This window comes from uncultured Parasphingorhabdus sp., from assembly GCF_963975735.1.
Lineage (GTDB): Bacteria > Pseudomonadota > Alphaproteobacteria > Sphingomonadales > Sphingomonadaceae > Parasphingorhabdus.
Map to the genome: position 1 here is coordinate 23,358 of NZ_CAXBIA010000015.1, position 22,904 is coordinate 46,261.

Here is a 22,904-nt window from a genome sequence, read left to right on the forward strand (position 1 = left end):
CTAACGACGGAATTTCGATACCATCATAATATATATTTTGACAGGTCGGTGTCCTTGGCAACGTCGGAAAGCTGCTTGTCAACATAGGCCGCGTCGATGGTAATTTCTTCGCCACTGCGGTCTTCCGCATTGAAGCTGATGTCTTCGAGCAGTTTTTCCATAACCGTCTGCAGACGTCGGGCACCGATATTTTCAACGGTCTCGTTCACATTTGCCGCTATTTCGGCCAGCTTCCTGATCGCGTCTTCGGTGATGTTGATGGTGACATCTTCGGTGCCGAGAAGAGCGATATATTGCTCGGTCAAATTGGCTCGAGTTTCCGTCAATATCCTCACGAAATCTTCCTCGGTCAACGCTCGCAATTCCACCCGGATCGGTAAGCGGCCCTGCAATTCGGGCAGCATATCGCTGGGCTTGGATATGGAAAACGCACCCGACGCGATGAACAGGATATGGTCTGTTTTCATCGGACCATATTTGGTCGCGACGGTCGTACCTTCGATCAGTGGCAGCAGGTCACGCTGGACGCCTTCGCGGCTAACCGATCCGCCGCGGACATCGCTCACCGCAATCTTGTCGATTTCGTCAAGGAAGACGATGCCGTTGGATTCTGCATCGGTGATCGCCGCGCGCGAAATATCATCATCATCGAGACGCTTGTCCGATTCTTCTTCGACGAGCTTGTCCCATGCATCGGCTACGCGCATTTTACGCCGCTTCAAACGGTTCTGGTTGAAGGCCTTGCCCATCATGTCGGACAGGTTGATCATGCCAACCTGACCACCCATGCCGGGGATGTCCATCGGCGTGTTCGGCGTGTCTTCGACCTCAATCTCGATCTCGGTGTCGTTCATGTGATTGTCGACAACCCGCTGCCGGAAACTCTCGCGCGTCGCTTCGCTGGCGCTTTCTCCGCATAATACGTCGAGCAATCGTTTCATGGCGGCTTCTGCTGCTGCTTCGTGCACGGCCAGACGCCGGCGTTCACGCTCCAGTCGTACGGCTTCCTCGGCAAGGTCGCGGGCAATTTGCTCTACGTCGCGACCGACATAGCCGACTTCGGTGAATTTTGTGGCTTCCACCTTGATAAACGGCGCGTCAGCGAGTTTTGCCAGACGCCGGGAGATTTCGGTTTTGCCGCAACCTGTGGGGCCGATCATGAGGATATTCTTAGGAGTCACCTCTTCGCGGAGCTCGGCGGGCAATCTTTGCCGGCGCCAGCGGTTGCGCAAAGCGACAGCAACGGCGCGTTTCGCGTCCTGCTGACCGATGATATGTTCATCGAGAGCGTTGACGATAGCTTTGGGGGTCAGGTTCGCCTGCATGCTAATTATCTCTTTGTTATGTGGTGTAACGGATCCGACAATATCTAGGTGTCGCTATCGAGCGTTTCAATCGTGACCTGGTCGTTGGTGAATACGCAAAGGTCCGCCGCAATCTGCATCGATTTCCGGGCCAGCTTCTCGGCATCCTTTTCATAGTCTTTCAAAGCGCGCGCGGCGGAGAGAGCGAAATTCCCGCCGGAACCGATCGCTGCAATACCTTCTATCGGTTCGAGCACGTCGCCATTGCCGGTAAGGATCAGCGTCACATCCTTGTCGGCAACAATCATCAATGCTTCCAGATTGCGGAGATATTTATCGGTCCGCCAATCCTTTGCCAGTTCGACCGCTGCGCGCATCAACTGGCCGTTGTGGCGTTCGAGTTTTGCTTCAAGCCGTTCGAATAAAGTGAAAGCATCGGCAGTCGCGCCTGCGAAGCCGCCAATCACCGATCCGTCGTGCAATTGCCGTACCTTGCGGGCGTTCGGCTTCATCACGGTATTTCCCATGGATACCTGGCCGTCGCCAACCACGACAACTTTGCCATTTTTCCGTACCGATAGGATTGTTGTGCCATGCCATTGCTGCAGGCCATGTTGCTGATTTTCTGTCATGAAACCGGATATGGGTAATCCGGTCCGGATGTGCAACCAAAGGCGTTGCCTCTAGACATGTTGATGTCGACGTAGCCCAGTGATTTTCCGGTTCAGAGTTATTTAAACCTCAAAAAAAATGGCGACCAACTGGCCGCCATCTTTAAATTTCTATGCCTGAATGAATTCAGGGGCTGGTTGGCGCATCTTCGCTGCCGTCGGCGGCGATGATGATGCCTGCAATCACTGCTGCTGCTGCGAGGATTGCAATGATGATGCCCGATCCGCCTTCAACATTGTTTGCTTTTTCAACGGTTGCACCGGTACGTGCAACAGAAGAAACAGGCTGAACAGCCTGTGCCAAGACGGGCGTGCTTACAAGCGACGCAGCTGCTACTGCAGCCATTCCAATTTTACCGAAACGCATAATTTGCTCCTTCAGGGTTTCGCATTACATTCAATACGAAATGGTCATTGGCATAACAGGCGGGTCAAATCAACGATGTTGTTGTTCGAAATGGTGATTTTCCGGAGTAGTGGTAAAGATCACACAGGTCAGAATTCGGCTGAGAAACCGATCATTTGAATATGTCGATTGCCTGTTAACCAATTTGATATCCATGCCGCGTGCGAAAACAGCGGATTCGGAAGCCTGTTCCAATTAAAGACATTAACCATAGTTCTAAAATCTGTGCTGGAAAATGTGGATAACAAATTGTTAACTGCTCGACATGGACAGAGAAAATTTACGATCATTGGCGTTGCGAAAAGACGGCATAGGACATCCCTTTCGTCAAAATCTGCCGTTCGAGATGGCGCAAATCGCCAAAGCGGAACATGCTTTGGAAACCGCCGGCACAACTGAAGGAAAATGGCTAGGCGAAGATGTGAGCCTGTTCATCCTAAGCTTCCTCGCCTTCTTTACCGCCTTTTATACGTTCATTTTCTGACCCGGGATTTTCTGATCGGCCGAAAGAGGTAGATCAGTCGCAAGCCCGGTGAAGCTGCTGGCCGAGCCACGCAGCCACCAGACACATGGCCGCTACCAGCAATAGCTGTTCGGTCGTCGAAACACCCAGCATGCTGAGGCCGATCGCCGCGAGCGCGCCTAATACCATGCAACCTGAATTGACCACATTATTGGCGGCAATCGTGCGGGCGGTCTGGCTGATATCGACGGTCGTAGTCAGAAAGGCATATAGCGGTACGACGAACATGCCGCCAAATATGGAAACTCCGCCCAAAGTGGCGAGCAGAGACCATGCGCCATCATGGACGATGAACGTCTTGAACGTGTACAGATCGCCATTGGGCAGGCCCTCCCAGCTCCGTGCTATGAAGTAGAGAATGACCACAAATACGCCCATCAGGATAACGCTTACCGGAGCAAAACGCGCAGAAACTTCGCTTTTCAATAGCCGGTTGACCAGAACCGAGCCAATCGCGATCCCGATCGAGAATACGCCCAGAAAGAGGCTTGCTACCTGCGGTGTCGCGGTCAGGACATTCTCCACAAGCGGTGGAAACTGGATGATAAGAACCGATCCGATCGTCCAGAAAAAGCTGATCGCGATAATCGCCAGATATAGTTTGCGGACATGCAACGTCGCCGAAATCAGCTGGATGGAAGAGCGAATGAAGTTATAATCGATTTTTTCCACTTCCTTTTGCGCAGGAGCGGGCGGCATGAACTGGGCTGCAACCCGGCCCAGAAGCGCCACCAGAAAAACCGTAACGATGGCAATTTCGACCCCGTTGCCGTCGCGGTCGATTATGATGCCGCCAAGTATCGTGCCGGCAAGAATGGCAATATAGGTGCCCGCTTCAACCAGACCGGTGCCGCCCAGAACTTCGTCTTTCTGTAAATGTTGCGGGAGCACGGCATATTTGATCGGACCAAAAAATGTCGATTGCAGTCCCAGGAGGAATAATGCGGTCAGCATGATGGGAATCGAATGCAGCCAAAGCCCGATCCCTCCGATAACGGCGATGAATATCTCCAGAGTTTTGACCAGTCGCGTGATCCGCGCCTTGTCGTAATTGTCTGCCAACTGTCCAGCCAGAGACGAAAACAGAAAAAATGGCAGAATGAAGAGACCGGAGGCGAGGGCGTTAAACGCAAAATCCTCGGATTCACTGTCGTAAATTCCGTAAGTCACCAAAATGACCATCGAAAATTTGAACAGATTGTCGTTAAACGCCCCGAGCAGCTGCGTGAGGAACAGCGGCAAAAATCTTTTTGTCCGCAGCAAATGCGCAGTATTTTGCATCAAGGGAAAATCTCTTTTCGAGGGATGTTTTGAATGTCAGTCCATCTTTAACCCTCTGAGCCCCCGCGTCAAATCGAATGACAGCGGCGAAGCCCGTCAATTTGCAGATGAGTTGATTGAATCAATTTTCATTTCGGCAGAATCTGTTTATGCGAGAGCCGCGATGCTGAATTTGCCAAACATATTAACACTCTCGCGAATATTCGCCGTGCCGATTTTGGTTTTTCTGCTCTGGCCGAATTTTGCTGTGGTCAGACCGCAGCCGCTGCCGATCGATTATTTGCTGACCTTCGGACTATATTGTCTGATGGCAATCACCGATTATTTCGACGGCTATCTTGCGCGTTCGCAAGGCACCGTCTCCAAGCTCGGGATATTCCTGGATCCCATCGCCGATAAAATCATGGTCGCCGCGGTGGTCATGATGCTGATATTCACGCGGGATATCCAAGGCTGGCATGCCATAGCTGCCATCGTCATATTGTTGCGGGAAATCACGGTGTCCGGTCTGCGCGAATTTCTGGCCGGCTTGCAGGTCAGCGTTCCTGTTTCCCAACTGGCCAAGTGGAAGACCGGATTCCAGATGATCTCCCTGGGCGCTCTCATCCTCGCCGGCGGCCTGCCGCAATTTCCGATCGTTCAAACGGTCGGCCTTTGGACGCTCTGGGCTGCCGCGATTCTGACCCTGATTACCGGTTGGGACTATCTCCGCGTCGGTCTGAAGCACATGGACTGATGGGCCGTTCGATCAACCTGCTATATTTCGCCTGGGTCCGGGAACGGCTTGGTATTGACGGAGAAGAAATTTCTCTCGGAGCAGAGACCGAGACAATCGATGATGTCGTGAATATGCTGGTCGAGCGCGGCGGGGCATATCCGGACGTTTTCTCCGACGTTGCAAAATTGCGCTTCGCTCTCGATCAGGATTATGGAACGCTTGATTCTCCGATAGGCTCGGCTCGGGAACTGGCCATTTTTCCACCGGTAACCGGCGGATGATCAGGGTTGAAGTCGGTACCGCTGATTTTGATATTGGCGCGGAGACAGCGAAGGTTGCCGAGCAGGGTGGCGGCGCGATTGCCAGTTTCGTCGGGCAGGTCCGCGATGACGGGAATTTGGATACACTCGAGCTCGAACATTATCCGGCGATGACCGACAAGGCGCTTCGCAAGATTGCCGAAACAGCGCAAGCCGACTGGCCGCTCCATGCGATCACGATTATTCACCGGGTCGGCAAACTGTCGGTTGGCGAGAATATCGTCCTGGTGGTGACCGGATCCGACCATCGCGAGGCGGCTATCGAATCCTGCTCCTTCATCATGGACCGGTTGAAGACGGTGGCGCCGTTCTGGAAGAAGGAAACCGGCTCTGACGGATCCACCAAATGGATCGAAGAGCGTGAATCGGATCTCAAAGCATCGGAAAAATGGCAAAAATAGTATAGGCTAGGCCGGCCTATTTGTGGGCTTACCTATGAACCGGCTTTGGAAACCCAGTTCTGTGCCCCTTTCATGATCTCCGCCAATAGCTGGAATTCGCTGCGCCGCGGGCTGTTGGTGCGCCATACCAGCGCAATGTCCCGCGTGGCGTTTTCCGACTGTAGCGGGCGGGCGACTATGTTCGTGTGATTCAATATCCCGCTGTCTATCGCCATTTTCGGAAGCAGGGTAAGGCCGAGGCCATTGTCTACCATCTGGACCAGCGTGTGCAGCGAAGTCCCCATCATCCGCGCAGAGGCTCTCAGCTCCGGACGGTTGCATGCGGCCAACGCGTGGTCTTTGAGACAATGCCCGTCCTCGAGCAGCAACAGCCGGGTTTCGTCCAGCGTCGCCGGATCAACCTGTGCTGGCGGATCGCGCGGATCGTCTTTCGGAAAAGCGACAAATATCTCGTCGCTGAACAGGACTTCGGATTCCACGTCGCCGCAGGGGAAGGGCAGTGCCAGCAAAACGCAATCGGCATGGCCGTGATGCAGTGAATCGCAGGCGGCCTGGCTGGTTTCCTCTTTCAGATAGAGTTTGAGCTCCGGCCGTTCCTTGCGCAGTTGCGGCAACAAGCGGGGCAACAGAAAGGGCGCGATTGTCGGAATGACACTCATCCGGACATCGCCAGATAACGGCTTGCCCGCGGATCGCGCCATTTCGGACAATTCTTCTGCTTCGCGCAAGATGCGGTAGGATTTCTCCACCATCTGGTTGCCCAGCTCGGTAAAACGGACAACCCGGCGGGTGCGCTCGACCAGCACGATGTCGAGCAGGGCTTCCAGTTCCTTTATGCCCGCCGACAAGGTCGACTGGGTGACGAAGCAGGATTCCGCCGCTTTGCCGAAATGGCCATGTTCCTTCAGTGCAACCAGATATTGCAATTGCTTGAGCGTCGGTAGGTAGGTCGACATCATCGAGACTTTCGATCAGTGCTTATTCTTTGATCTAATATAGTGATCATTGCGACTTTGAAAAGTGCCGTCAGATATGCGTTTCAAGAAAAGACTGGAAATAGTGGATTGTCGTGCCTATTTTGAAAATCTTCGCAACATCCGGAGAATATGAATATGTTTCGGGAACTGGGCGCTTATCTGGATTCCATCAAGGCTCGCGACCCGGCCCCGCGGTCGCGCTGGGAAGTGCTGTTATACCCTGGCGTGCTGGCTATCGGCCTGCACCGGCTGGCGCACTGGCTGTTCAAGGGCGAGCTCTATTTCTTTGCCCGGCTGATCAATCATATCTCGCGCTTCTTCACTGCAATCGATATCCATCCGGGCGCAAAAATCGGCAGACATCTGTTTATCGATCACGGCTTTACCGTGATTGGCGAGACCGCTGACATTGGTGACAATGTGACGATCTATCAATGTGTGACATTGGGTGGAACCAACCCGACCAATGGTGTTGGCGGCAAGCGCCACCCCTCGATTGAAGATGATGTGATCTTGGGTTCGGGAGCCCAGGTGCTGGGCCCGATAACGGTCGGCAAGCGGGCACGCGTCGGCGCCAATGCGGTTGTGACGCAGGATGTACCCGAAGGCGCGACTATGGTCGGTGTTCGCGCCCGCCCGACCTTGGTCGAGGCAAAAGAATATCAGAAAGATTTTGTTCCCTACGGAACACCTTGCAGCGAGACATTCGACCCATCGACGCAAAAGCTGGAAATCCTGCAGTGCGAAATGGAGCAATTGCAAAAGCGTATCGCGGCCTTCGCGGAGGAGCGGAACAAAAGCGGCAAAAGTGTAGAGACCAAGGGACGTGATCGCGCTTGATGCGTTTTTCCGGGTCCAATATCTCGGCATTTCCGCAGCGTGGCGGCCCTTCTCAGGTCGGATTTGAACGCACGGAAATGGAACGGATCCTCGGCCTATATGGCCGGATGGTCGCCGCCGGCCACTGGAAAGATTATGCCATGGACATGGGGCCCGATGTCGCGATTTTCGCGGCCTTTCGCCGGGCATCGGAGCGTCCGCAAATACGGATCGAGAAACGGCCTGCAGACCGTAACCGTCAGGGCATGTGGTCATTACATGGAGAGCAGGGCCAGATCCTGAAACGTGGCCATGATCTTGCGGGCATATTGGCACCGGTCGAGCGCAAGCTTGTGAAGCTTGTCACCGACTAGAAAATAGGCACCACTTTACGATAGACCGCGCGGGCAATTATGCCTGTACGGCATCGGTATCGAGAGCATAGCCGGCCGACCGGACCGTGCGGATGATGTCGGCTCTGCCATTGGCGTTGAGCGCCTTGCGGAGCCGCCGGATATGCACATCGACGGTGCGCAGTTCGATATCGCTATCCTGACCCCAGACGCTGTCGAGCAGCCGCTCGCGGGAAAAAACCCAGTTGGGATGTTCCAGAAAATGGCGCAACAGCCGGAATTCGGTTGGACCAAGCGCGACCGTATCACCGCCGCGTTTGACCCTGTGACCGACCGTATCCATTTCCAGGTCGCCAAAGGTCAGCTTTTCGCCCGCCAGAGCGGGGCGGACACGGCGCAACACGGCTTTGACCCGCGCGACCAGTTCCCGCGGGCTGAACGGTTTGGTGATATAGTCGTCGGCACCGGTTTCCAGTCCACGGATCTTGTCTTCTTCCTCGCCGCGGGCGGTCAGCATGATGATCGGAATATTGGCGGTTTCCGAGGATCGGCGAAGTCTTCTGCAGACCTCGATGCCGGACAGGCTTTCCAGCATCCAGTCGAGCAAAATTACGTCCGGACGATGTTCCTGCACCAGCAACAGCGCTTCCTCGCCGTCACTGGTGTGGATGACGTCATATTCTTCTTTCTTGAAATTCCACGAAAGAAGTTCCGCCAGGGCAGCGTCATCTTCGACGAGCAATAATTTTGCGTTCACCATCAGTCTGCCTCGTCACTCAGCGCATCGTCCAGCAAATCCGTCGGGTCTTCACCACGGGTGCGTTCCGGCATCGGCTCGCCGGTCGCGGCAAAATAGACCATCTCGGCGACATTGGTTGCGTGGTCGCCGATCCGTTCCAGATTTTTGGCGATGAACAGCAAATGGGCAGCCTCGCTGATATCCTTGGGGTTTTCGATCATATGGGTGATCACGGCACGAAAAATACTATTGTAGAAATCATCGACGATTTGATCGCGCCGGTTCACTTCCATCGCCAGTTCCGCATCGCGACGGGCAAAGGCGTCGAGCGAATCGCGAACCAGCTCACTGGCGATTTTTGACATCGACGGAAGCAGGGAAATCGGTGTTAATCGCCGGGTTTTTGTTACCAACGGGACCCGTTTGGCGATATTTTTTGCATAGTCCCCGATGCGCTCTACGACGCCGGATATTTTGAACGTGGCGATCAATTCTCTCAGATCATCGGCCATCGGCGCGCGCAGCGCGATCGTCTGAAAGGTCAGTTCGTCGATCCGCTTTTCGAGATCGTCGATCAGTTTGTCTTCCCTGACGACTTCCGCCGCCAGTTCCAGATCGCTGTTTTCCAGCGCCCGCATAGCCTTGTCAATTGCCTGTTCGCTGCGGCCGCCGATCTCCGCAACCATGCCCCGCAACTGGTTGATATCGGAATCAAACGCTTTGACGGTATGTTCTGTACCACTATTTGCCATGTCTTTTTCCTAATCTTCTGTCGGTCAACCGTAACGACCGGTAATATAATCCCGGGTTTTTTCTTCGCGCGGGTTGGTGAAAATATCTGTCGTCTCGCCATATTCTACCAGGGTTCCGAGGTGGAAAAAGGCGGTTTTCTGCGAGACACGCGCCGCTTGCTGCATATTGTGGGTGACAATGACAATTGCATATTTGCCGCGCAATTCGTGGATCAGTTCTTCGATCTTCGCCGTGGCAATGGGATCGAGCGCCGAGCAAGGCTCGTCCATCAGGATGACTTCGGGATCAACCGCAATCGCGCGGGCGATACACAGGCGCTGTTGCTGCCCGCCCGATAAGGCGGTGCCGCTATCCTGCAGCCGGTCTTTGACCTCGCCCCACAGACCGGCGCGGTGCAACGAGGATTCGACAATATTGTCCAGTTCTTCCTTGCCGGTCGCCAACCCGTGAATGCGCGGGCCGTAAGCAATATTGTCATAAATGGACTTGGGGAAGGGATTGGGTTTCTGGAAAACCATGCCGACCCGCGCGCGCAATTGCACAACGTCCATGTTCGCCGCATAAATATCTTCGCCTTCCAGCATGATATCGCCGGTGACGCGGGCAATTGGAATGGTGTCGTTCATCCGGTTCATGCAGCGCAGAAAGGTGGACTTGCCGCAGCCGGACGGTCCGATAAACGCGGTAACACTATCCATGTTCACGTCGATCGACACGTCCTTGATGGCTTGTTTGTCGCCATAGAAAACGTCGACATTGCGAGCCGTCATTTTCGGCGTGCTGGTTTCGCCGGTCGTCTCTGTTGTGGTCGAGTCTGTCATATTTACGCTTTCGCTCGATTCTTGCATTTTTTCGTCATGTTTCATGGTCGGTACCTACCAGCGCGTTTCAAAGCGGTTGCGCAAATAGATGGCCAGCGCGTTCATCGTCAGCAGGAACAATAATAGCACAATGATCGCTGCCGATGTTTTCTCGACAAAGCCGCGGTCGACTTCGTCCGACCAGAGGAATATCTGCACCGGTAATACGGTCGCCGGATCGGTAATGCCGCTTGGCGGGGTCGCGATGAAGGCGCGCATGCCGATCATCAGCAATGGAGCGGTTTCGCCCAAGGCCCGTGCCATTCCGATGATCGTGCCGGTCAATATGCCGGGCAGAGCGAGCGGCAGGACATGGTGGAACACCACTTGCAGCGGGCTTGCGCCGATACCCAGCGCGGCTTCGCGGATTGACGGGGGGACTGCCTTGACCGCGTTGCGTCCGGAAATGACAATCACCGGCATGGTCATCAGGGCCAGTGTCAGACCGCCGACCAATGCGCCGGAACGCGGCATGCCGAAAAAGTTTAGGAACACGGCGAGACCGAGCAAGCCGAAGATAATCGACGGCACGGCTGCCAGATTGTTGATCGAAACCTCGATGAGATCGGTCAGACGGTTTTTCGGCGCATATTCCTCAAGATATAGCGCGGCGAATACACCAACCGGAAAGGCGAGCAGCAGCGTCACGATCATGGTGATCAGCGAACCCTTGAACGCGCCCCAGATGCCCACTTGCATCGGGTCCGTTGCATCCGAATTGCTGAGGAAATTCCAGTTGAACCCGGTCGAGAACTGGCCGGAAAATTCGCTGACCTTCTTTTCTGCTTCGGGGTTGCCGTCGTCTTTATAAGCAACATCTATTTCCGAGATAACCGGCAGATATATCGTCGTTTTCTGTTCGACGATTTTCGGGTCGGCGAGGATCATCGCGCTGACCGTCGTCCATCCGCCGGGCGAGAACAGATCGTTGCCGGCCTCTCCATATTGGAGATCGATACTGCTATCGACAATCTCCCTTAGTCCCATGGACTGCAAATTGCTGTTCGCGTCGGGACCTTCAAACTGGCTCGAAGAAACACCGCCGGTGGCTGCCGGAAAATCGATCTCGAGCGGCAGTTCCGTCTGGGTGAAGCCACGGAATCCGTTGCCCACCATGACAATCAGCAGGAATGCAAGGAAACCTGCAGACAGCATTATTGCGCCCATGCCGATTGCCTTGAACCGGCGTTCGGCGGCATAGCGCCCGGCAATCCGCTTTTGCATCGCGGCACCCTGCCAGTCGGTTGGCCGACGCTTCATTTCGGTGAGACTATTCATAAGCTTCCCGGTATTTTTTGACCACGCGCAAGGCGATGAGGTTGAGCAGCAAAGTTACGATGAAGAGAACCAGTCCGAGGGCGAAGGCCGCCAGGGTCTTGGGACTGTCAAATTCCTGATCGCCGGTCAGCAACTGCACGATCTGCGTAGTGACGGTGGTGACGCTGGAAAATGGATTGGCCGTCATATTGGCAGCAAGACCGGCAGCCATGACGACGATCATTGTCTCGCCGATCGCGCGGCTGACGGCCAGCAGGACGCCGCCGACGACACCGGGGAGGGCAGCGGGGATAAGGACCTTCTTGATGGTTTCGCTCTGGGTTGCGCCCATTGCCAGCGAACCGTCGCGCATCGCGCTGGGCACGGCGGCAATACTGTCATCGGCCATGGAGGAAACGAAGGGAATGATCATGATGCCCATGACCACACCAGCGGCCAGGGCGGATTCCGAAGAGGCGCTGGTGATGCCGATCGAGACCGCAAAATCGCGCAGCGCGGGAGCCACTGTCAGAGCGGCAAAATAGCCGTAGACAACTGTCGGTACGCCGGCGAGCACCTCCAGAATGGGCTTCATCCAGGCCCGGAATTTTGCCGGCGCATATTGGGTGAGATAGATGGCGCTCATCAGTCCGAGCGGAATGGCGACGATCATCGCGATAATCGCGCCGATAAACACCGTGCCCCAGAACAGCGGAATAGCGCCGAACCCGGTCTCGCCTCTGGGGCCTGCCACCGCCTTCGGGTTCCATTCGGTTCCAAACAGAAAATCGATTGGCGATACCATGGAGAAGAAGCGGGCGGATTCAAAAACCAGCGAGAGAAAGATGCCGACGGTGGTGATGATTGCGATCAGCGATGCAAGCAGCAGCACCAGCATCGTCACCCGTTCGATTTTCGTACGCGCTCTCAGATCCGGCTTGATCTTCAGCCAGGCATAAGCACCGAAAGCGAAGACCATGAGCAACGCCGAGACAGCCCCGATCATCTGGTAATAGGAGATCGCATCGCGATAGGGATTTACCATCGACTGGGATAGCGGATTGAATGCGTTGACCTGATATCCGTAAGCAATGGAGCGGGCTTCGGACAGAATAGCGGCGCGGGCAAAGCCACCTTCCGGCAATTGCGCCGCAGCGGGGCTGTTCAGCGCGGCATCGGTTATCAGAGCGGGGCTGACAAAGCTCCACACCATCATGAAGATTGTTGCCGGAACAATGGCCCACAAGGCAACATACCAACCGTGATAGCTGGGCAGGGAATGCAGAGCAGAACGGGAGCTTTTGCCATTGGCCTGCAGGCCGGTCGCTTTCAAGCGGCCGAAAAACCACGCGACGAGGCCCAGGCCGATCACGAGAAAAAGGAGCGTAGTGCTAGTCACAATATCTGGTTCCGCCCCTGGTTCAAAAACATCTGGAAAGGAACGCTCGTTACCGAGCGTCTATTTAAGTTCGCTAAGGTCAAGTGGCGTCATGTCGCGGACGACTTCGATCATCTTGGCTCTGGTATCATCAGGCGAAGCAATCAGTCCGGCTTTCACCAGATAGCCGTCCCGGCCACCGGCGTTGATAAATTCCAGCATATAATCTTTCAGTCCCGGTATCACACCGACATGCTGCTTCTTTACGTAAACATACAGCGGTCTGGCACCGGGATATTCTCCCGAAGCAATGGCATCATAGGTCGGGTTGACCCCTGACACCGCAATGCCGCGCACGCTGTCCAGATTTTCTTCGAGAAAACTATAACCAAAAATGCCGACGCTATTCGGATTGGCTTTCAACTTCTGGACGATGAGATTGTCATTCTCGCCCGCATCGACATAGGCGCCATCGGCTCTGACTTCGTGACAGATAGCTTCAAATTCAGCCTTGTTACTATCCTTGAGCGCCTTGGTCGCCGGATCGGTGACACAGCCCACTTCCATGATCAGTTCGGTGAGCGCATCTCTCGTACCGGAGGTTGATGGCGGACCATAAACGCTGATCGCAAATTTTGGCAGGGAAGGGTCGATGTCCGACCAATTTTTTGCGGTATTTTCCTTGCCGAACGGACGTTCCGCAATGGCCTTGTAAATCTGCACCGGGGTCAGAGAAAAGGCAGCGCCGTTATTCGCCTGAGCGATTGCAATGCCATCGATACCGATTTGCACTTCGACGACATCGTTGACGCCGTTGCTATGGCAAAGTTCCAGCTCGGACGCTTTGATCCGCCGCGACGCATTCTCGATATCCGGAGTGCCCGCACCGACGCCGGCGCAGAACAGGTTCATACCACCACCGGTACCGGTCGATTCAAGAATAGGAGACGGATTTTCTCCGCTGATGCTGAATTGCTCGGCTACCGCCTTGGCAAAGGGAAAAACCGTGGAAGAACCGACAATCCGGATTTCGGTCCGGGTCCCGCTTTGGCCGCCCGAAGCCTGATCCTGACAGCCAGCGGCAGCAAGAGAAGCGATGGTCAGGAAAGCGAGTTTTCTTAACATGGAATATTCCTCAATTCATTCGTCCATAATCTTCGGAAAAACCGCCGATAACCAGAACCACAGAGTTGTTGGGCTGGCTTTTAGGGAGACGCAAAGTCTGGAGCATTACAATTATGTTACAGAAATGTGACAACAGCCCATAATCGGCGTCTTCAAAAACCATGCAACCGCAGGATCTTGCAACGGTCATTCTATGTTGACCGAGTCTCTGCATCGCCGGGAGCAGTGCCATTTTTGGCGATGGGCAGCAAAACGGATACCGTCGTGCCGATGCCCAGTTTGCTGGTGATTTCCATTCGCCCGCCGTGCCGTTCCGAAATATGCTTGACAATCGCAAGTCCCAGACCAGTTCCCCCGATCGATTTGCTGCGTCCCTTGTCCACGCGATAAAAACGCTCGGTAAGCCTCGGGATATGTTCTGGCGCAATGCCGTCTCCCTGATCGCTTATCGCCAGCGACAACATCGTCCCGCTTTTATTGGGTGTCACATCTATTCGGACCGGCGCCCCTTTTTTCCCATATTTGAACGCGTTGCTAAGCAGATTGTAGATGACCTGGGACAATTGCGCCCGGTCGCCGTGGATCAGGGGGATGTCGGCAGGAAGATTGACCTGGATTTCCTTTTCATTCTTGCCGCGACTGTTGACGTAGAAATCGCGCGCTTCTTCGACCAGATCGCTCAGGTCAATCACGTCGGACGGTAGCTGGAACTTTTCCGCCTCGATCCGTGAAAGCGACATCAGATCTTCGATCAGGCGCTGCATCCGGTCGGCTTCGTCATACATGATCTTCAGGAATCGAGCGCGTGTCGCGTCATCCTTGCCCGCTTTCGGGTCTTCGAGAGTTTCCAGAAACCCTTTGATCGCGGCGAGCGGCGTACGCAGTTCGTGGCTGGCGTTGGCGACAAAGTCGGTGCGCATCCTCTCCGCCGCATAACGACTGCTTTGATCCGAAAGCTGGACCAGCTTCAGACCGTCTTCCAGCGTGTGAATCCGCAATTCCCATCTCTGGTCGGTGCTGCCGACTCCGACCAGGAGAATCGGCTCTCCCGTGTGTTTTGCCTCCGGGTTGGCGAGCCGGTCGGCAGCCGCGGGATGGCGAATGGCGATGCGCACGTCTTCGCCGACAATATGGTTTCCGAGAACCTTGGCCGCCGCCGGATTCGCCGCTGCGACCCTCGCGTTGCGCACCAGCAAAATCGGATCGGTGATCGGGTCGATTATATCCTGATAGGCTTCCGAGCGGCCTTGATAGAGGATGCGCTTGCGCTGGCGTTCCTGCGCGGCGAGGTCCGGTGGAGGTGGTGGCGGCGGGTTTTGCAAAACCGTGAACAGGGCAATCACGCTCGAACAGATGACCACAATGATCTGAGGCCCGGATTGCGACAACTGGCTCGCCAATATCGCGCCGCCGAAAATGAACAGCAATGCAACCAGCAGTCTGGCGGGGGTAATAGAGGTCATCGGACGTGTCCTGGCATGGTCATGTCGCCCATTTAAGCCGTGCATCGCCTGCACGGCAACGACAATGTTTCGAAAGTGATGGTCGGGTTGCGACCACCTATCGATCACATTAACGATTTCCGCGCCTATGTCCCGATTATGGACGCGGATCGCGGCGGGGGACTGTTTACTCGCTTTTTACGCTATTTCTGATATTGGGCGGAAATCTGGAGCAAGAGCAACCATGGACAGAAATTCGATGAATGAAGACTTTCCATCTGGACCGTCAGAAAATAGCGATCTGAACAAGGGTATCGTAACCCGCCGTCGCGCCTTGATGATGGGTGCGGTGACGGCTTCCGCCGTCGTCAGCATCAAGCCTGCATTGGCACAAACCGCTGGCTCCGTGCTCAATTGTGAAATCCCTGTCCCCGGGAATCACGCCGCAGGTGGCTATATCGCAGCAGACGGCAAGATTGTTACGGCTGATACACCGGGTGCTTTTCCGCCAGCAGGCCGCAATTTTACCGGTGAAGAAGTGCGCCGGGCGATGAACGGACGGGCGCTTCCCGGCACGTCGCGCGACCAATCGGAAGCTTATGTAAATTACATCCGCAGGCTGCAATCCGGCCAAAGCGGATTTACCTGCTATGCTTCTCTGCAAATGCCGCGCTGATATTCCCAATTTTAACATTTGCCTGCTATGGGGCCGACATGTCGTCCCGGAACCGCAGGTAAATCATCATGACCCAGAAATATCGGGCTGCGGCGCAAGATGATCTGATCTGGCATGAGCTGGACAGCATGACTTTGCTCTATCATCGAACGTCCGGCATTACCCATATGCTGGCCGATCCCGCTCCGGCGATACTGGAAGTCATGGAAGGACTTTCGCTGACCGCTGCTGAAATAGCGGCGCAATTGATCGCCAGATTCGATGTTGAATCCGACATTGATGCGGAGAATATTGTTATTGCCCGACTGGAAGAACTGTCCGGACTGGGCCTGGTCGCGCGGGTTGCGGGCTGATGGGCGAGATGCATCAGATCTTGCTCAAAATCGGACCGGCCGCGTTCCGGATCGCTTCGGCATGGAAGCAACCGCTGGATCAATTGGCTGCTTTATATAGCGACTATCCCACTCCGACCGGCCAAAGCGCTGATTTCACCGTCCGTCTTGAACCTGAAAAGCCGTGGCGACGCTTCATCCGGCCATCGGTCCATATTGGCGGAGACTTCTGGTTGCCCGACGCCGCGCCTTTACCGCTCGCGCAGGGATTGCTGGCCGCCGAAATGGGGATGAACCTGCAAATGGCGCTGGGCTGGCGGCGGCATTTGCTGCTGCATGCCAGCAGCGTCGAAAAGGACGGCAAGGCGCTGATCATGACCGGTCTGTCGGGATCGGGCAAATCGACATTATCGGCGATGCTGGCCGAAAGAGGCTGGCGTTTCATGGGTGATGAATTTGCTCTGTTGTCGCTCGATTCTGGACAAATCTTCCCGTTTCCGCGCCTGATCAGTCTCAAAAACGAGGCTATTGCCGCGATGCAGAAGGTTGTCGCCGACACCCGTTTCGGTCCGGAAATGAAGGCCACGCCGAAAGGCGATATTCGCCATCTGGTCCCGCCCGAGGCGGCGATTGAACGGATGGACGAGCCGGCCAAGCCGGCGCTGCTGCTCTTTCCCCGCTTTGGCCATGCGCCGGAATTGCGGGAAATGGGTAAATCGGAAGTTTTCGTTCGGCTGACCCAGGCTTCGACCAATTATGTCGCTTTGGGCGAGGGGGGATTTAATGCGCTCACCCGTTTTGTCGATCAGGTCCCGGTCAAGGCAATGGACTATCAATCGACCGATCAGGCAGAAGAGATGATCGAGACGCTGTGGAGCCTATTGCCATGATGCGCGATGCCCGGACCTTGATAAATGCCCTGCGCGATCCGGCCAGTGTCCAGACGCTCGACAGCAGCCAGTGGACCGAATTGATCAGCATCGCCCGGGCGGAATCGCTGATTGGTTCGCTTGCCCACCGGGTGAAGGATGTTGCCGTGCCGGATCGGGTGCGCGCTGTTCTGCAAGACGCCATTGAGGCGCATGATCTCGCGCGCCAGCAGGCTTTGTGGGAAGCCGATTGCGCGCGAAGAGCGCTGGCTGGATATCCCGGCAAGATCGTGCTGATGAAAGGCACCGCCTATGTCGCGGCCAATCTGGCTGCTGGGATAGGCCGCAGTATCGGTGACCTCGACATCATGGTGGCCGGCGAAGATCTTCCGGTGGTCGAGACTGCCCTGCTCGATGCGGGATGGGAATGGGTCAAACCCGATCCCTATGACGATCAATATTACCGCGAGCATATGCACGAACTGCCGCCGCTGATCCACCGCGAGCGCGACCGGATGATCGATGTCCACCACACGATATTGCCGCTGACCGCGACGCCGAAGCCGGATGCAAAAGCGATTCTCGACAATGCGGTCCGTCTGGACAATGGGCTCTATGTCATGGCGCCCGTCGACATGGTGCTGCATTCCATTACCCATTTATTTGCCGACGGTGATCTTGCGGGCGGGCTAAGGAACCTGTGGGATATCAACCTGTTGCTGCGGCATTTTTCTGAAGCGGATGAGAATTTCTGGGCCGAATTGGAAAGTCGTGCGCAAACGCACGGACTGCGCGTTGAGCTGGCAAGGGCGTTACGTTTGGCAGCCCGGATATATGGAGCATCGCTCGATAATATGCGCTCAGGCGAAACGGCACTTTCCGATAATCTATACGTTCGGCGTCTGCTCGCTCGCGACGGATATGGCCGCAAAACCCGCAAGCTCACCCGTTTCGCTTTCTACGTCCGCTCGCACTGGCTGCGGATGCCGCCGCTGATGCTCGCCCGCCATTTGTGGACCAAATGGCGCAAAGGCGGACAGCAACCGAAATGACCCCGCCCGAATAGCTATAAACATGCTGGATTATGCGCGCCTTGCATGGCATTAGCCGCTGCAAATGGGCCGGATAAGGCCGCCACCAACAAATCTTCTCCGGAGTAACGTGATGACCGATCGCCCGCTAGCCGCAATCATTCTGGCCGCCGGACAAGGCACGCGCATGAAATCGGAAAAGCACAAGGTGCTGCACCCGATTGCCGGCAAGCCGATGCTCCACCATCTGCTCGATACCGTCGATTCCATTGGCGTCGAGCGCACGGTGATCGTCATCGGCGCGCGGCGTGAGCAGATTGAAGCCAGCGTCGAGGGCCGCAATGTCGCGATTGCGGTGCAGGAAGACCAGCTCGGTACCGGCCATGCGGTGGCGCAAGCCCATGACGCGCTCAAAGGCTTCGCGGGCGATGTGCTGATCCTCTACGGGGACGTCCCGATGGTCAGCGCCGATACCATGCGCGACATGATCTACCGACTGAACAACGGCTCTGAACCACGCGCGGTCGTGCTCGGCTTTCGTCCCGATGAAGCAGGCGCTTATGGCCGGATCATCGCCGATGATCAGGGCGAAATCGAGAAGATGATCGAGTATAAGGACGCCAGTGATGCCGAGCGCGGGGTAAGCCTGTGCAACAGCGGCCTGATGGCGGCGCGCTCGACCGACTTGTTCATCCTGCTCGACCAGATCAGCAACGACAACGCCGCGGGCGAATATTATCTGCCTGATATTGTCATGCTGCCGGGCCAGAAAAGCGCGGTGATCGAGGTCGATGATCCGGCCGAGGTCGCCGGTGTGAACAGCCGCGCCGAACTAGCGGCGGTCGAAGGTGAGTGGCAGGCCCGTCGCCGCGAACAGGCGATGGCGGATGGTGTCAGCCTGATCGCACCGGAAACCGTCTGGTTCTCGCATGATACGGAAGTTTCTTCAGATGTAGTGATAGAACCTAACGTCATATTTGGTCCCGGTGTTTCTATTGCCAGTGGCGCGAAAATATATGGCCACAGCCATATAGAAGGCGCGAGCATCGGGCCGAACACCAATGTCGGCCCCTTCGCCCGTCTGCGCCCCGGCGCGGTGATGGAGGAAGGCTCCAAGGTCGGCAACTTTGTCGAAATGAAGAAGGCCACGCTGGGCAAAGGTGCCAAAGCCAACCACCTGACCTATCTCGGAGACGCCGAAGTGGGCGAGGGCGCCAATATCGGGGCCGGCACGATTACCTGCAATTATGACGGCTATTTCAAATATAAGACGATCATCGGCAAGGGCGCGTTTATCGGATCGAACAGCGCGCTGGTGGCGCCGGTGACCATTGGCGATGGTGCAATTGTCGGGGCAGGGGCGACGATTACCAAGGATGTGGCAGCAGGCGATCTGGCATTGGTTCGGGCGGAACAGACGGCGAAAGCAGGATGGGCGACGAAATTTCGGAATGCCATGCTGAAGAAGAAGGCAGGCAAATAGTCCGTATCCAAGTAATTGGACTGATAAGACCTTCTTTTTGGAGCACGCTATTGTGATTCTGATTGAAGTGACGACCGGCGACTTGACATGATATCACGATATGATATCAGTATATCATCATGACCCGAATCCTCGCTGACCTACCCGAAGACGATGTGAAATGGCTCGACGCGCAAGCGGCGGAGCAGGGTAAATCGCGCGCGCAGTTGCTGCGGGAGGCGGTAGCGGGTTATCGGGCGGAGGAATCCAAGCAAGGTATCGAAAAATATTTCGGTATCTGGAAAGACCGCACGGATATTGGGGACGCCGTTGATTGGCAGCGCAGGGAGCGGGCGTCCTGGACGCGGCCGTGGGATTCCGACTATTGGGAAGTACGGAAAGAATTTCCCGACCTGTTCGATGAAGATGATGATCGCGAAGCAAAGCGATATCTTAAGTGAGCGAAGCAGTCTTTGATTCCAATATATTGATCGACGCGCTGAATGACGTCGGCTCGGCTCATGCTGAACTGAAGCGTTACGATCGCCGTTATATCAGTCGCCTGACCTGGGTCGAGGTCGTAACCGGCGCGCTGCCAGGTGATGGCGATCGCGCCGAAGGGTTTCTGTCCTATTTTACCATAATCGAGGTGAATGAGGAAATCGGGCGGCGGGCAGCGTTGTTGAGATCCGATCGAAAGCGCTTGAAGACGGTTGATGCGATAATTCTCGCGTCCGCGCAATTATCTGGTCGCATTCTCATCACACGTAATACAAAGGATTTTCCGGCGGCAATGCCGGGCATCCGGATACCTTACACACTCTAACAAGAAAGTCCGAAAAGCCATGTGCGGAATCATTGGAATCGTTGGCAAAGAAGCCGTCTCGGACCGTCTCGTCGACGGCCTGAAGCGTATGGAATATCGCGGCTATGACAGCGCCGGCATCTGCACGGTGCATGATGGCCAGCTTATCCGCCGCCGCGCGGAGGGCAAGCTCGCCAATCTGGTAAACGTCCTTAAAACCGATGACGCCGCCGGCAATATCGGCATCGCGCACACCCGCTGGGCGACGCACGGCGCGCCGACCACCAGCAATGCTCATCCTCACGCGACGGACGAACTGGCCCTGGTTCACAATGGCATTATCGAGAATTTCAAAAGCTTGCGCGAACAACTGACCGCGCGTGGTCGTTCGTTCGAAAGCGAGACCGATACCGAGGTGGTCGCCCATCTGGTCAGCGAGCAGGTAGAATCCGGCAAGTCACCCGAAGAGGCTGTTAAAGCCGTCTTGCCGCAGTTGCGCGGGGCCTTTGCGCTGGCGATTGCGTTCCGTTCTCATCCCGACCTGTTGATCGGCGCGCGTCTGGGCTCGCCCTTGGTGGTCGGCTACGGCGAAGGCGAGACCTATCTGGGCTCCGATGCTTTGGCTCTGGCTCCCCTGACCCAGAAAATTGCTTATCTCGAAGAAGGCGACTGGGTCGTCATCACCCGTGAAGGAGCGGCTATTTACGATAAAGATGATAAGCCGGTCGAGCGTGAAATCACGACATCGGGGGTCTCCGCTGCCGCGATTGAAAAAGGCAATTACCGCCATTTCATGCAGAAGGAGATTTTCGAGCAACCGACCGTGGTGGCCCAGACGCTGCAAAGCTATATCCGTCCGCTGGAACAGCAAGTGGCATTGCCGCAAATGAATTTTGATTTGCGCGATATCAAGCGGGTTACCATCGTCGCCTGCGGGACCAGTTTTTATGCCGGGATGGTGGCAAAATATTGGTTCGAGACTTTTGCCCGCGTACCTGTCGATCTCGATTTCGCGTCGGAATTCCGCTATCGCGATCCGGTTCTGGAGGCGGGCGGATTGGCGCTGTTTATCAGCCAGTCTGGCGAAACGGCCGATACATTGGCGGCACTGCGCCACGCCAAGGCAGAGGGCCAGAAAATTGCAGTTGTAGTCAACGTTCCGACCAGCAGCATGGCGCGCGAGGCGGATCTTCTGCTTCCAACCCATGCGGGACCGGAAATCGGTGTCGCCTCGACCAAGGCATTCTCCTGCCAACTCGCTGTTCTGGCAGCGCTCGCCGCTCATCTCGCTGTCGTAAAAGGAAAAATGACCCGCGACGAAGAGCGCGAAGTGGTCAAGCATCTGACCGAGGCCCCGGCGGCACTCAACGCCGCGCTCGCTCATGATGATGATATTGCCGAAATGGCGCATCTCATCGCTCCGGCGCGCGACGTCCTCTATCTGGGTCGTGGTCCGGATTACCCGCTGGCTCTGGAAGGGGCGCTCAAGCTCAAGGAAATCAGCTATATCCATGCCGAGGGCTATGCGTCCGGCGAGATGAAGCACGGCCCGATTGCACTGATTGACGAAGCTGTGCCGGTCATCGTGCTGGCGCCATCCGGGCCTTTGTTTGAAAAAACCGTGTCCAACATGCAGGAAGTCATGGCTCGGGGCGGAAAGGTCGTACTGATCTCCGATGCCGAAGGCATAACGGAAGCCGGGGATGGCTGCATGGCAACCATTGAAATGCCGAAAGTCCATCCGCTAATCGCGCCGCTGGTATATGCCGTGCCGGTGCAGTTGCTCGCCTATCATGTTGCAGTCGCCAAGGGCACCGATGTCGATCAACCGCGCAATCTCGCAAAATCGGTAACGGTGGAATAATCATGGCAACCAATCCCTCCCTCGTCTCGGTCGAGACCGCCAGCGGCAAGTTCCAGCAGACGGTAACGGTCGGAAAACATGTGTTCCTAGCCGATGAGCCTGAGTCATTCGGCGGCACCGACAGCGGGCCGTCGCCTTATGACCTGCTGCTAGCGGCGCTCGGAAGCTGCACATCGATGACGATGAAGATGTACGCCGATCGCAAGGGCATCCCGCTCGAAGGCGTGCATATCGTGCTTGAGCATAGCCGCGAACATGTCGAAGATTGCGAAAGTTGCAACAATGATGACAACCGGATTGATGTGATCGACCGTTCGATCGTCCTTCGCGGCGATCTGACCGACGAGCAACGGGTCAAGCTGCTTGAAATCGCTGAAAAATGCCCGGTTCACCGCACGCTCGAAAACCGGATCGACATTCACACGCTGGAAGTCCGCGAATGATCGGTACCATGGGGGGGCTGCAATTGTAGCGCTTTCCGCTGCAGGCCGTATTAAGACGTCACGCCCAATGTTCGCGGCGCTTTCTGCCTGCGCGT

27 protein-coding genes are annotated in these 22,904 nt (G+C 55.8%); 15 read left to right on the forward strand and 12 right to left on the reverse strand.

The genetic code is table 11. The features are described 5' to 3' along the window. Positions 1 to 23 precede the first annotated feature (23 nt). The 3 genes from hslU to AACZ86_RS13750 all read right to left on the reverse strand — a co-directional run bounded on the left by hslU (position 24) and on the right by AACZ86_RS13750 (position 2,342). Positions 24 to 1,325 carry an ATP-dependent protease ATPase subunit HslU gene (hslU, locus tag AACZ86_RS13740; RefSeq protein WP_339693458.1) on the reverse strand — a complete coding sequence of 434 codons (1,302 nt, stop codon included), beginning with the start codon at positions 1,323 to 1,325 and terminating at the stop codon, positions 24 to 26. A gap of 44 nt (positions 1,326 to 1,369) precedes the next feature. Next, the gene (gene hslV, locus AACZ86_RS13745; RefSeq protein ID WP_339693460.1) at positions 1,370 to 1,936 is read right to left on the reverse strand and encodes an ATP-dependent protease subunit HslV; all 567 of its coding nucleotides are present in this window, start codon (positions 1,934 to 1,936) and stop codon (positions 1,370 to 1,372) included. 166 nt (positions 1,937 to 2,102) lie between these two features. Next, entirely contained in the window at positions 2,103 to 2,342 is a 240-nt protein-coding gene (locus tag AACZ86_RS13750; protein ID WP_339693462.1) for a hypothetical protein, read from the reverse strand. Positions 2,343 to 2,646: 304 nt separating this feature from the next. Here AACZ86_RS13750 and AACZ86_RS13755 point away from each other — a divergent pair, with 304 nt between their 5' ends. Beyond that, positions 2,647 to 2,865: a hypothetical protein gene (locus AACZ86_RS13755; RefSeq protein ID WP_339693464.1), complete on the forward strand. Its 219-nt coding sequence runs from the start codon at positions 2,647 to 2,649 to the stop codon at positions 2,863 to 2,865. Positions 2,866 to 2,898: 33 nt separating this feature from the next. Here the strand turns inward: AACZ86_RS13755 and AACZ86_RS13760 are convergent, their stop codons facing one another. Next, positions 2,899 to 4,185, reverse strand: coding sequence for an MFS transporter (locus AACZ86_RS13760; protein WP_339693538.1), 1,287 nt, complete (start codon positions 4,183 to 4,185; stop codon positions 2,899 to 2,901). Positions 4,186 to 4,348: 163 nt separating this feature from the next. Between AACZ86_RS13760 and pgsA the strand changes: the two genes are divergently transcribed. Genes pgsA through AACZ86_RS13775 form a run of 3 tightly spaced genes read left to right on the forward strand, consistent with a single transcriptional unit; the run spans position 4,349 to position 5,624 of the window. Further along, the gene (gene pgsA, locus AACZ86_RS13765) at positions 4,349 to 4,921 is read left to right on the forward strand and encodes a CDP-diacylglycerol--glycerol-3-phosphate 3-phosphatidyltransferase (protein ID WP_339693465.1); all 573 of its coding nucleotides are present in this window, start codon (positions 4,349 to 4,351) and stop codon (positions 4,919 to 4,921) included. Beyond that, the gene (gene moaD / locus AACZ86_RS13770) at positions 4,921 to 5,184 is read left to right on the forward strand and encodes a molybdopterin converting factor subunit 1 (protein WP_339693467.1); all 264 of its coding nucleotides are present in this window, start codon (positions 4,921 to 4,923) and stop codon (positions 5,182 to 5,184) included. Before pgsA ends, moaD begins: the two co-directional genes overlap by 1 nt. Beyond that, complete coding sequence (locus AACZ86_RS13775) at positions 5,181 to 5,624, forward strand: molybdenum cofactor biosynthesis protein MoaE (protein ID WP_339693468.1); 444 nt, start codon at positions 5,181 to 5,183, stop codon at positions 5,622 to 5,624. The genes moaD and AACZ86_RS13775 overlap by 4 nt, the downstream gene beginning before the upstream one ends. A 32-nt stretch (positions 5,625 to 5,656) precedes the next feature. Here AACZ86_RS13775 and AACZ86_RS13780 read toward each other — a convergent pair whose 3' ends face one another. Next, positions 5,657 to 6,580 (reverse strand): hydrogen peroxide-inducible genes activator, encoded by a 924-nt coding sequence (locus AACZ86_RS13780; protein ID WP_339693540.1) that lies wholly within the window; start codon positions 6,578 to 6,580, stop codon positions 5,657 to 5,659. Between the two features lie 156 nt (positions 6,581 to 6,736). Here AACZ86_RS13780 and epsC point away from each other — a divergent pair, with 156 nt between their 5' ends. Together epsC and AACZ86_RS13790 are read left to right on the forward strand one after the other, a co-directional pair. Next, the gene (gene epsC / locus AACZ86_RS13785) at positions 6,737 to 7,441 is read left to right on the forward strand and encodes a serine O-acetyltransferase EpsC (protein ID WP_339693470.1); all 705 of its coding nucleotides are present in this window, start codon (positions 6,737 to 6,739) and stop codon (positions 7,439 to 7,441) included. Further along, the gene (locus tag AACZ86_RS13790) at positions 7,441 to 7,794 is read left to right on the forward strand and encodes a DUF2794 domain-containing protein (RefSeq protein WP_339693542.1); all 354 of its coding nucleotides are present in this window, start codon (positions 7,441 to 7,443) and stop codon (positions 7,792 to 7,794) included. The genes epsC and AACZ86_RS13790 overlap by 1 nt, the downstream gene beginning before the upstream one ends. Before the next feature lie 37 nt (positions 7,795 to 7,831). Here AACZ86_RS13790 and phoB read toward each other — a convergent pair whose 3' ends face one another. The 7 genes from phoB to AACZ86_RS13825 all read right to left on the reverse strand — a co-directional run bounded on the left by phoB (position 7,832) and on the right by AACZ86_RS13825 (position 15,348). Next, the gene (gene phoB / locus AACZ86_RS13795) at positions 7,832 to 8,533 is read right to left on the reverse strand and encodes a phosphate regulon transcriptional regulator PhoB (RefSeq protein ID WP_339693472.1); all 702 of its coding nucleotides are present in this window, start codon (positions 8,531 to 8,533) and stop codon (positions 7,832 to 7,834) included. Further along, positions 8,533 to 9,264: a phosphate signaling complex protein PhoU gene (gene phoU / locus AACZ86_RS13800; RefSeq protein WP_339693474.1), complete on the reverse strand. Its 732-nt coding sequence runs from the start codon at positions 9,262 to 9,264 to the stop codon at positions 8,533 to 8,535. The genes phoB and phoU overlap by 1 nt, the downstream gene beginning before the upstream one ends. Positions 9,265 to 9,288: 24 nt before the next feature. Further along, a complete protein-coding gene (pstB, locus tag AACZ86_RS13805; protein WP_339693476.1) occupies positions 9,289 to 10,086 on the reverse strand; it encodes a phosphate ABC transporter ATP-binding protein PstB in 798 nt (265 codons plus the stop codon). 54 nt (positions 10,087 to 10,140) lie between these two features. Next, a complete protein-coding gene (gene pstA, locus AACZ86_RS13810; RefSeq protein ID WP_339693478.1) occupies positions 10,141 to 11,403 on the reverse strand; it encodes a phosphate ABC transporter permease PstA in 1,263 nt (420 codons plus the stop codon). After that, a complete protein-coding gene (gene pstC, locus AACZ86_RS13815) occupies positions 11,396 to 12,781 on the reverse strand; it encodes a phosphate ABC transporter permease subunit PstC (protein WP_339693479.1) in 1,386 nt (461 codons plus the stop codon). Before pstC ends, pstA begins: the two co-directional genes overlap by 8 nt. A 60-nt stretch (positions 12,782 to 12,841) precedes the next feature. Further along, positions 12,842 to 13,885, reverse strand: a complete 1,044-nt coding sequence (locus AACZ86_RS13820) for a substrate-binding domain-containing protein (RefSeq protein ID WP_339693481.1) — start codon at positions 13,883 to 13,885, stop codon at positions 12,842 to 12,844. 191 nt (positions 13,886 to 14,076) lie between these two features. Further along, a complete protein-coding gene (locus AACZ86_RS13825) occupies positions 14,077 to 15,348 on the reverse strand; it encodes an ATP-binding protein (protein ID WP_339693483.1) in 1,272 nt (423 codons plus the stop codon). A gap of 238 nt (positions 15,349 to 15,586) precedes the next feature. Between AACZ86_RS13825 and AACZ86_RS13830 the strand changes: the two genes are divergently transcribed. The 9 genes from AACZ86_RS13830 (at position 15,587) to AACZ86_RS13870 (ending at position 22,809) form a co-directional block, all read left to right on the forward strand. Beyond that, positions 15,587 to 16,003 carry a hypothetical protein gene (locus AACZ86_RS13830; RefSeq protein WP_339693485.1) on the forward strand — a complete coding sequence of 139 codons (417 nt, stop codon included), beginning with the start codon at positions 15,587 to 15,589 and terminating at the stop codon, positions 16,001 to 16,003. Positions 16,004 to 16,071: 68 nt separating this feature from the next. Next, positions 16,072 to 16,356: an HPr-rel-A system PqqD family peptide chaperone gene (locus AACZ86_RS13835; RefSeq protein WP_339693486.1), complete on the forward strand. Its 285-nt coding sequence runs from the start codon at positions 16,072 to 16,074 to the stop codon at positions 16,354 to 16,356. Further along, positions 16,356 to 17,225 carry an HprK-related kinase A gene (locus AACZ86_RS13840; protein ID WP_339693488.1) on the forward strand — a complete coding sequence of 290 codons (870 nt, stop codon included), beginning with the start codon at positions 16,356 to 16,358 and terminating at the stop codon, positions 17,223 to 17,225. Before AACZ86_RS13835 ends, AACZ86_RS13840 begins: the two co-directional genes overlap by 1 nt. Further along, a complete protein-coding gene (locus AACZ86_RS13845) occupies positions 17,222 to 18,256 on the forward strand; it encodes a nucleotidyltransferase family protein (RefSeq protein ID WP_339693490.1) in 1,035 nt (344 codons plus the stop codon). The genes AACZ86_RS13840 and AACZ86_RS13845 overlap by 4 nt, the downstream gene beginning before the upstream one ends. 112 nt (positions 18,257 to 18,368) lie before the next feature. Further along, on the forward strand, positions 18,369 to 19,718 hold the full coding sequence (glmU, locus tag AACZ86_RS13850) for a bifunctional UDP-N-acetylglucosamine diphosphorylase/glucosamine-1-phosphate N-acetyltransferase GlmU (RefSeq protein WP_339693492.1): 1,350 nt from the start codon (positions 18,369 to 18,371) through the stop codon (positions 19,716 to 19,718). A gap of 119 nt (positions 19,719 to 19,837) precedes the next feature. Then, the gene (locus AACZ86_RS13855; protein WP_339693494.1) at positions 19,838 to 20,158 is read left to right on the forward strand and encodes a ribbon-helix-helix protein, CopG family; all 321 of its coding nucleotides are present in this window, start codon (positions 19,838 to 19,840) and stop codon (positions 20,156 to 20,158) included. Then, complete coding sequence (locus AACZ86_RS13860) at positions 20,155 to 20,523, forward strand: type II toxin-antitoxin system VapC family toxin (RefSeq protein WP_339693496.1); 369 nt, start codon at positions 20,155 to 20,157, stop codon at positions 20,521 to 20,523. Before AACZ86_RS13855 ends, AACZ86_RS13860 begins: the two co-directional genes overlap by 4 nt. Before the next feature lie 19 nt (positions 20,524 to 20,542). Further along, the gene (gene glmS, locus AACZ86_RS13865; RefSeq protein ID WP_339693498.1) at positions 20,543 to 22,366 is read left to right on the forward strand and encodes a glutamine--fructose-6-phosphate transaminase (isomerizing); all 1,824 of its coding nucleotides are present in this window, start codon (positions 20,543 to 20,545) and stop codon (positions 22,364 to 22,366) included. Positions 22,367 to 22,368: 2 nt separating this feature from the next. Then, positions 22,369 to 22,809, forward strand: a complete 441-nt coding sequence (locus tag AACZ86_RS13870) for an OsmC family protein (protein WP_339693500.1) — start codon at positions 22,369 to 22,371, stop codon at positions 22,807 to 22,809. The last annotated feature ends 95 nt before the right edge of the window (positions 22,810 to 22,904 follow it).

What these genes read in the sequence shown, in the direction of transcription:
- hslU (WP_339693458.1), bottom strand. Translation starts at nt 1,325, where the DNA reads ATGCAGGCGAACCTGACCCCCAAAGCTATCGTCAACGCTCTCGATGAA.
- hslV (WP_339693460.1), bottom strand. Translation starts at nt 1,936, where the DNA reads ATGACAGAAAATCAGCAACATGGCCTGCAGCAATGGCATGGCACAACA.
- AACZ86_RS13750 (WP_339693462.1), bottom strand. Translation starts at nt 2,342, where the DNA reads ATGCGTTTCGGTAAAATTGGAATGGCTGCAGTAGCAGCTGCGTCGCTT.
- AACZ86_RS13755 (WP_339693464.1), top strand. Translation starts at nt 2,647, where the DNA reads ATGGACAGAGAAAATTTACGATCATTGGCGTTGCGAAAAGACGGCATA.
- AACZ86_RS13760 (WP_339693538.1), bottom strand. Translation starts at nt 4,185, where the DNA reads ATGCAAAATACTGCGCATTTGCTGCGGACAAAAAGATTTTTGCCGCTG.
- pgsA (WP_339693465.1), top strand. Translation starts at nt 4,349, where the DNA reads ATGCTGAATTTGCCAAACATATTAACACTCTCGCGAATATTCGCCGTG.
- moaD (WP_339693467.1), top strand. Translation starts at nt 4,921, where the DNA reads ATGGGCCGTTCGATCAACCTGCTATATTTCGCCTGGGTCCGGGAACGG.
- AACZ86_RS13775 (WP_339693468.1), top strand. Translation starts at nt 5,181, where the DNA reads ATGATCAGGGTTGAAGTCGGTACCGCTGATTTTGATATTGGCGCGGAG.
- AACZ86_RS13780 (WP_339693540.1), bottom strand. Translation starts at nt 6,580, where the DNA reads ATGTCGACCTACCTACCGACGCTCAAGCAATTGCAATATCTGGTTGCA.
- epsC (WP_339693470.1), top strand. Translation starts at nt 6,737, where the DNA reads ATGTTTCGGGAACTGGGCGCTTATCTGGATTCCATCAAGGCTCGCGAC.
- AACZ86_RS13790 (WP_339693542.1), top strand. Translation starts at nt 7,441, where the DNA reads ATGCGTTTTTCCGGGTCCAATATCTCGGCATTTCCGCAGCGTGGCGGC.
- phoB (WP_339693472.1), bottom strand. Translation starts at nt 8,533, where the DNA reads ATGGTGAACGCAAAATTATTGCTCGTCGAAGATGACGCTGCCCTGGCG.
- phoU (WP_339693474.1), bottom strand. Translation starts at nt 9,264, where the DNA reads ATGGCAAATAGTGGTACAGAACATACCGTCAAAGCGTTTGATTCCGAT.
- pstB (WP_339693476.1), bottom strand. Translation starts at nt 10,086, where the DNA reads ATGACAGACTCGACCACAACAGAGACGACCGGCGAAACCAGCACGCCG.
- pstA (WP_339693478.1), bottom strand. Translation starts at nt 11,403, where the DNA reads ATGAATAGTCTCACCGAAATGAAGCGTCGGCCAACCGACTGGCAGGGT.
- AACZ86_RS13820 (WP_339693481.1), bottom strand. Translation starts at nt 13,885, where the DNA reads ATGTTAAGAAAACTCGCTTTCCTGACCATCGCTTCTCTTGCTGCCGCT.
- AACZ86_RS13825 (WP_339693483.1), bottom strand. Translation starts at nt 15,348, where the DNA reads ATGACCTCTATTACCCCCGCCAGACTGCTGGTTGCATTGCTGTTCATT.
- AACZ86_RS13830 (WP_339693485.1), top strand. Translation starts at nt 15,587, where the DNA reads ATGAATGAAGACTTTCCATCTGGACCGTCAGAAAATAGCGATCTGAAC.
- AACZ86_RS13835 (WP_339693486.1), top strand. Translation starts at nt 16,072, where the DNA reads ATGACCCAGAAATATCGGGCTGCGGCGCAAGATGATCTGATCTGGCAT.
- AACZ86_RS13840 (WP_339693488.1), top strand. Translation starts at nt 16,356, where the DNA reads ATGGGCGAGATGCATCAGATCTTGCTCAAAATCGGACCGGCCGCGTTC.
- AACZ86_RS13845 (WP_339693490.1), top strand. Translation starts at nt 17,222, where the DNA reads ATGATGCGCGATGCCCGGACCTTGATAAATGCCCTGCGCGATCCGGCC.
- glmU (WP_339693492.1), top strand. Translation starts at nt 18,369, where the DNA reads ATGACCGATCGCCCGCTAGCCGCAATCATTCTGGCCGCCGGACAAGGC.
- AACZ86_RS13855 (WP_339693494.1), top strand. Translation starts at nt 19,838, where the DNA reads ATGACCCGAATCCTCGCTGACCTACCCGAAGACGATGTGAAATGGCTC.
- glmS (WP_339693498.1), top strand. Translation starts at nt 20,543, where the DNA reads ATGTGCGGAATCATTGGAATCGTTGGCAAAGAAGCCGTCTCGGACCGT.
- AACZ86_RS13870 (WP_339693500.1), top strand. Translation starts at nt 22,369, where the DNA reads ATGGCAACCAATCCCTCCCTCGTCTCGGTCGAGACCGCCAGCGGCAAG.